Origin of the sequence: Streptomyces sp. NPDC060194, from assembly GCF_042728285.1 — a bacterium.
GTDB lineage: Bacteria > Actinomycetota > Actinomycetes > Streptomycetales > Streptomycetaceae > Streptomyces.
The window spans coordinates 25,885-32,717 of the sequence record NZ_JBHWZH010000065.1 but is presented as its reverse complement, the minus strand read 5'-3'; the positions used below and the strand labels follow the sequence as shown (position 1 = coordinate 32,717).

Genomic DNA, 6,833 nt, shown 5'->3' with positions numbered 1-6,833 from the left:
CGTCACCGCCGTACGCACACGGCGGTGACGGCCCCGCCCGTGACCGGAAATCGCCTCCCGCCCGGTACGCGGGACACCTAGGGTGAACTGGCGTGCCGAGCACGCACGTTCGGGACCACCGGGACATCTGACATCGATCGGGGCGGCCATGGAGATCAAGAAAGTCGTGATCCGAGAAGAGGAACGCACCAACCGCCGACCCGCCGTGATGGAGAAGCGGCCCCCGAGCCGCTGACCGCATGCGCGTATCGCTGGTGACCATGCCCTGGCACCCCATCGACCTGCCGTCCCTGCAAGTGGGTCTGCTGCACTCCCTGTTGACGAGGACCCGCCCCGACGACGAGGTCAGCGAGTACCACGGCTCCCTGCGCTGGGCGGAGTTCCTGCTCGACCGCAGCGGCGGTCGGCTGCGGCCCGGTGACTACGAGGCGATCGGCAGCGACTCGATCTTCGACGGGCTCGGCGACTGGGTGTTCTCCGGTGCGCTGTACGGCGACGAGTCCTGGGGCGTCGCCCGACTGCGGGAGTACGCGGCGGGCCGCGGCCTCGACATCCGGGTCGCCTCGGCCATGCGCCCGCACGCGGCGGCGTTCGTCGAGGAGTGCGCGGCGGAGGTGCTCGCCCAGGAGCCCGACGTCGTCGGGTTCACCAGCACGTTCATGCAGAACGTGCCCTCCCTCGCCCTGGCCGCCGAGCTGAAGCGCCGGCGCCCGGACGTGGTCGTCGTGTTCGGCGGCAGCAACTGCGACGGCCCGATGGGGCACGCCCTGCACCGCAACCACCCCTTCGTCGACCTCGTCGTCCGCGGCGAGGGCGAGTACGCCCTCCCCGCCCTGCTCGCCCACCTGGACGCCGGCACCGCGCCCGCCGACGTGCCCGGGCTGTGCTGGTGGGACGGGACGACGTCCCGGGCGAACACCGAGTCCCGCCGCACGGTCGCGCCCGCCGACATCCCGTCGCCGGACTACGACCAGTGGCAGGCCGCGCTGGACGCCTCCCCGGTGCAGGAGTTCGTGTACCCGAAGCTGGTGGTGGAGGGGGCGCGCGGCTGCTGGTGGGGCGAGAAGCACCACTGCACGTTCTGCGGGCTGAACGGCTCGTCCATGGCGTTCCGGGCGAAGTCCGGCGGGCAGCTGTGGAGCGAGATCGACCACCTGGTGCGCCGCCACCGGATCCTCGACGTGGTGACCGTCGACAACATCATCGACATGGCCTACTTCAAGGACTTCCTTCCGCTGGCCGCCGACAGCGGGTGGGACCTGCGGATGCACTACGAGGTGAAGTCGAACCTGAACCGGGAGCAGATCCGCATGCTGAGCCGGGCCGGCGCGGTGCTCGTGCAGCCGGGCATCGAGAGCCTCAGCAAGCGGGTCCTGGACCTGATGGACAAGGGCGTCAGCGGCGCGCGCAACGTCCGCACGCTGCGGGAGTTCGAGAACGCGTCGGTGACCTGCACCTGGAACTACCTGTTCGGGTTCCCCGGCGAACTGGCCGAGGACTACGCGCCGGTGGTCGAGCAACTCCCGGCCCTGGTCCACCTCCAGCCGCCCGGCGGCGCGCACCGCATCCAACTGGAGCGCTTCAGCCCGAACTTCACCGATCCGGCGCTCGGCTTCGGCAAGCGGCGGCCCGCGGACATGTACGGCCACGTGTACGAGCTGCCGGAGTCCGAACTGACTGACCTGGTCTACCTGTTCGCGACCGAGGACGCGGGCGTCGACGACGTGGTCGCCGGACGGCTGCAGCGGGCGATCGCGGCCTGGCGGGCGGGGCACGCCGCGTCCAGCCTGGTGATGGAGTGGTCGCCGCGGGAGCCCGGGGAGATGCGGGAGCCCGGGGAGGCCGGGCAGCCCCGGAGCGGCGAGGAGGCGACGCTGGTCGTCGACGACCGCCGGCAGGGCTGGCCCCGCCGCACCCACCACCTCACCGGCTGGCGGGCCGCGGCGCTCGTAGGGCTGGAGGACGGCCGCACCGAACCCGCCCTGCACCGCCGGCTCACCGCCGCCGGACACGAGGTCACCGCGGACGAGGTCGGCGCATGGGTGCGCGAGGCCCACTCGCTCGGCCTGCTCTTCCGTGACGGCCGGACGTACGTCGCCCTACCGACGTGGGAGGTCCCGATCCGCATCGACGAGGAGGCCGAGACGGCCCTCCCGCCGGGGGCGGCCGACCGGGCGGTGGCCGGATGACCCTGGACACGGGGATCCCCCACCGGATCACCGGCCGCCGCGTCCATGTCGAGCAGCCCCTCCGCCTCGACGGGACGGGGCCCGCAACGGCCCTGGAGGTGCGGTTCCTGCGCGACTGCCAGACCCAGGGCCTCCGCCCGTCCTGGCGGACGGCCCCCGTCACACCCCGAGACGCCGGCACACCCCCGGACCCCGGCACACCCCCGGGCCCCGCCCTCCTCGATCTGGGGCTGCTGCACCACCTCCAGCCCCCTGAGGAACGGCCGGACGAGGCGGCGGAGGTCGCCCGGTGGCGTGCCTCCCACGCCCAGTTCCCCCACGGCATGCTGTACCACCGCCGCGGCCCGGGCTTCGTCACCGTGATGGACCGCAGGACGCGCCCCGCCTCCGCGCGCTTCACCCTGGACCACCCGGACCTGCTCGCGGCCTTCGACATCGTGCAGACCCCCACCCCGCTGGACGCCCTGACCGAGGTGCACCAGGAGGCCGTCGCGCTGCTCGCCGCCGAGCGCCTCGCGCTGGTCGTGGACGGGTGGACGGTGGCGCTGCCACCCCGGATGCGGCGCTGGCCCGTGCCCTGCACGAGGATCTGAGGGTTGGCCGCGGCAGGAGACCCCGCCGTCCCGCTCCCCCTGCACCGCCACCGCCCCTTCCTGCTGCTGTGCGGCGAGCAGGCGGCCGGTTCGGTCGGGCGGCAGATCACGACCCTCGCGCTCGCGCTGCTCGCGGTGACCGGCCTGGACGCGGGCCCCTTCGGCGCGGCCGCGCTCCTCGCGCTGACGTACCTGCCGGGGGCCGTGCTGAGCCCGCTCGCCGGGGCCCTGGTCGACCGGGTGCCCCTGCGCCGGCTGCTCGGGCGGCTGACGGCGCTGCAGGCGGTCGTCGTCGGCTCCGTGCCCCTCGCCGGGGCCCTGGGCGGCGTCTCGCGCCCGCACCTGTACGCGGTCGCCGTCGTCTCCGGCACCCTGACCTTCACCCTGTCCGTCGCTCTGCAGGCGGCGCTCCCCCGTGTCGTCGCCCCCGAGCGGCTGCTCGGCGCGAACTCCGCGCTGACGGCCGCGCGGACCAGCGGCCTGGTCGGCGGACCCGCGCTCGGCGGGGTGGTCGTCGGCCTGCTCGGCACCGACGCGGCGCTGCTGGCGGGAAGCGCCGCCTACGCCGTCGAGGCACTGTTCGTCCTGGGCCTGCCCGCGGCGCTCAACACCCGTGCGCGGTCCGCGAGTTCGGCCCGGGAGACGGGCGGGCTGCTCACCGCCGGGCTCGGGGTGATCCGCTCCGAGCCCCGACTGCGCCTGCTGGTCCTCGCCGGAGCCGGCCTCAACCTCGGCAGCGGCGCCGCCGCGGCGCTGTACGTCTTCTACGCGAGCGACGACCTCGGGCTCGACCCGTGGCAGCTGGGCGTCACCTACGCCGTCCTCAGCGCCGCCACCCTGCTCGCCGCGCTCCTTGCCGGGCGCCTCACCCGCGCCGCCGGGCTGTGGCGGGCCGTCCGGATCTGCGGGGTGGTGGCCGGGGCCGCCGTCTTCCTGCTCCCGGCGGCCGCGCTCGGCCTGCCCTTCGCCGTGCTGCTCGCCTACCAGGTCGGGTACGGCCTGTTCGGCACGGTGTGGATGATCGCGGTGACCACCGTCCAGCAGTCGGTCACCCCGGCGGGGATGCAGGGCCGGGTGGCCGGATCCGTGCAGGCGACCCTGCTCACCACGGTGCCGGTGGGGGCGCTGGCGGGCGGCGCGGCGGCCGCCTGGCTCGGGAGCGTCCCGGTTCTGCTGGGCGCGGCGACCGTGACCCTCCTGTCGGCGGCGGCGCTGTGGGCCCCGGCCGGGGGCCCGGCCCCCTCGACGCCCTGTCCGGCCGACCGCCGGCCTGAGCACGACCGCCGGCCGGAGCACGACGGCCGGCCCGGCGACGACCCTCGGCCAGGCAGCGGCCGCCGGCCCGGGAGCGACCGCCGGCCCTGAGAACGCCCCGAGCGGGGGCCGCACGTACGCCCCGAGCGGGGGCCGGACGCGTACGCCCGGCCCCCGCCCCGCTGCACGCGCGGATCACCTCATCTCAGGGCAGCACCCACTTCTGGTTCGCGGCCCCCGCGACGCAGGTCCACAGATGGACCGCGGTCCCGTCGTTCCAGACCCCTCCCGAGGCGTCCAGGCACTTCCCCGACTGCGGGTTGCGCACGGTGCCGTCGGCCTGGGCCTGCCACTTCTGGGACCCGGTCCCGTTGCAGTTCCACAGCTGCACCTTGGTGCCGTCCGCGGTCCCACCGCCCGAGACGTCCAGGCACTTGCCCAGAACGCGGACGGTGTCGTCGCCGGGGAGGGACCAGTACTGCGCGGCGGTGCCGTTGCAGGTCCAGATCTGGATCTTGGTGCCGTCGGCGGTGCCGCTGTTGTCCACGTCGAGGCACTTGCCGTTGACGCCCTTGATCTCCCCCGCCCGGGTGGTCTGGCCGGGGATCTGGTTCAGGGTGTACCAGGCCTCGGTGGACCACAGCTGCTTGCCGGAGGTGTCGCTGAACGGGCGGGCCGAGCGGACGTGGACCACCCGGTCGGACTTGAGACCCGGGACGGTGAGGGTGACGGTCTTGCGGTCGGCGGAGAGGGTGGCACCCGTGGCGGTGAGCGTCTCCTCGTTCAGCTTGGGCCCGCCGTAGGCGGCGGTCGGCGCGTACCGCCACTGCTTGATCTTGTAGCGCGCCGCCAGGCCGGTCGCCGTCTCGGTCGAGACCGGCTGGGTGTACTCGAAGGCGAAACCGGTGGCGGTGGCGCGCATGGCCTTGATGTCGAAGGCGTTGGTGCCGTTCGGGGTCAGCTTCTGCAGGCCGTACTGCAGCTTGCCGGCCTGCCCCCAGTTGCCGCCCGCGCCGAGTCCGCCGGCGTAGAGCGCGCCGTCGGGGCCGACGCTGATGCGCAGCACGCCCATCTCCAGGCCCTGGGTGAGCCGGAAGACCGCGCCCTGGTACTCGCCGCCGACCTTCTCCAGGTACGCCCGCTGGACGCCGCCGTAGGTCACGTCACCGAACAGCATCTGCCCGGCGAACGGGCCGGTCGTCAACTGCAGGGGTGTGCTGGGCGAGTTGGCGATCTCGTTCTGCGGGAGCCACAGGACGGGCTTGGTGACCGGGTTGCCGTCGAAGGGGCCCTTGGGGTTCATGTAGTGGTTGAAGAACCGCCCCTGCTTGACGTGGAGCAGTTTGGAGGAGGGCAGCCAGCCGCCCTGGTTGTCGGTGACGAAGATGTCGCCGTCGGGGCCCCAGCCGATGCCGTTGGGCGTGCGCAGCCCGCCGGCGACGTAACTGATCGCGCCCGTCGCCTTGTTGATCTTGATGGTGGTGCCGCGGTTCGGCGCGGGCTGCGGGTCGGTGGTCGCCCCGCCGTAGTTGATCGAGACGGAGAGGTTCAGGTAGAAGAAGCCCTCCTTGTAGAGCAGGCCGAAGGCGAACTCGTGGAAGTTGTTGCCGAACGGCCAGGTGGCGACCTTGCGGTAGGTGTCGGTGACCTCGTCGCCGTTGGTGTCGTTCAGCTCGGTCAGCTCGTGCTTCTGCGACACGTACAGCTTGCCGTCGACGTACTTGATGCCCATCGGCTCCTTGAGACCGGAGGCGATCTTCTTGTACGTGACCTTGTCCGGCGAGGTGGCGCCGGTGACGTTGCTCAGCAGGTACACCTCGCCGGTCGAGTTGTCCGTGCCGCCCCAGGTGGTGATGGCGAGCCGGCCGTCGGGCAGCCAGTCCATCGCGGAGACCTGCGGCTGGAAGCCGGGCGGGCGGAGGTTGGTGAGGGTGTAGTTCGGGTGCACGCCGGTCAGCGGCAGCCCGTCGCCCGGGGTGTCGGCGACGCCCTCGCACTCCTTGCGGCCGGGCGAGGTGACGCGCACGACGTCGGCGTCCGTGCTGAGCACGGAGTTGGGGACGGTGACGAAGGCGGACGCGGCCGGCGGCTTCCAGGCGAGGGTGACCTGCTGGCCGCCGCCGCGCTCGAAGTGGTCGATGCGCACGGAGTGGTAGCCCGCGGTCAGGGTGACGGTGCCGTCCTTGGGCTCGGCGCCGTGCAGCCCGTCGTGGTCGATGACGACCTTGTCGTCGACGAGCAGCCGGGAGCCGTCGTCGCTGGTGAGCCGGAAGGTGTGGCTGCCGGCCGTGGTGACGTTCAGGTTCGCGATGGTCTGCGAGACGAAGTTCTCGGAGAAGCCGAAGGCCGCGTCCGTCGAGTAGTCGATGACCGGCATCAGCTTGTCTACGTTCGGCGTCTGCCCGGGCTTGAGGTCGCAGATCTCGTCGAGCGGGACCTGGACGTCGAAGACGCGGAGCGTAACACCGGGCGTCTGCGGCGGGAGGGCGGCGGCCCCGGGCGCGGACCGCGGCGCGGCGGCGGCGTCCGGGCCGGCCAGCCCGACGGCCAGCAGGGTCGCGGCGAAGGCGCCGGCCAGGCGTCTGCCGCGGCGTTGAAGGGACATCCGTCTGTACACGAGGACCTCCTGTCGGCTCCCCGGAGGCAGGGAGCACCGTCGAACGAAGTGGAAGATCCACCGCCGCCGGAGCGCGCCGTCGTCCCGGACACGGAGAGTCGCGGACGGTGACACACGGCGTGCGTACCGTCCCGGACGGACACAGTAGGGACTTCTCCCGAGGGCGTCCATACTTTGTCA

4 protein-coding genes are annotated in these 6,833 nt (G+C 73.0%); 3 read left to right on the top strand and 1 reads right to left on the bottom strand.

Translation table 11 applies throughout. The features are described from left to right. Window positions 1-239 precede the first annotated feature (239 nt). The 3 genes from ACFWEG_RS16460 to ACFWEG_RS16450 are packed head-to-tail and all read left to right on the top strand — an operon-like array spanning window position 240 to window position 4,147. Entirely contained in the window at window positions 240-2,189 is a 1,950-nt protein-coding gene (locus tag ACFWEG_RS16460) for a RiPP maturation radical SAM C-methyltransferase (protein ID WP_387215209.1), read from the top strand. Continuing rightward, complete coding sequence (locus ACFWEG_RS16455) at window positions 2,186-2,782, top strand: DUF5825 family protein (RefSeq protein WP_387215206.1); 597 nt, start codon at window positions 2,186-2,188, stop codon at window positions 2,780-2,782. The genes ACFWEG_RS16460 and ACFWEG_RS16455 overlap by 4 nt, the downstream gene beginning before the upstream one ends. 3 nt (window positions 2,783-2,785) lie before the next feature. Next, window positions 2,786-4,147 (top strand): MFS transporter, encoded by a 1,362-nt coding sequence (locus ACFWEG_RS16450; protein ID WP_387215203.1) that lies wholly within the window; start codon window positions 2,786-2,788, stop codon window positions 4,145-4,147. Window positions 4,148-4,241: 94 nt separating this feature from the next. Here ACFWEG_RS16450 and ACFWEG_RS16445 read toward each other — a convergent pair whose 3' ends face one another. Continuing rightward, complete coding sequence (locus tag ACFWEG_RS16445) at window positions 4,242-6,641, bottom strand: ricin-type beta-trefoil lectin domain protein (RefSeq protein WP_387215199.1); 2,400 nt, start codon at window positions 6,639-6,641, stop codon at window positions 4,242-4,244. Window positions 6,642-6,833 lie beyond the last annotated feature (192 nt).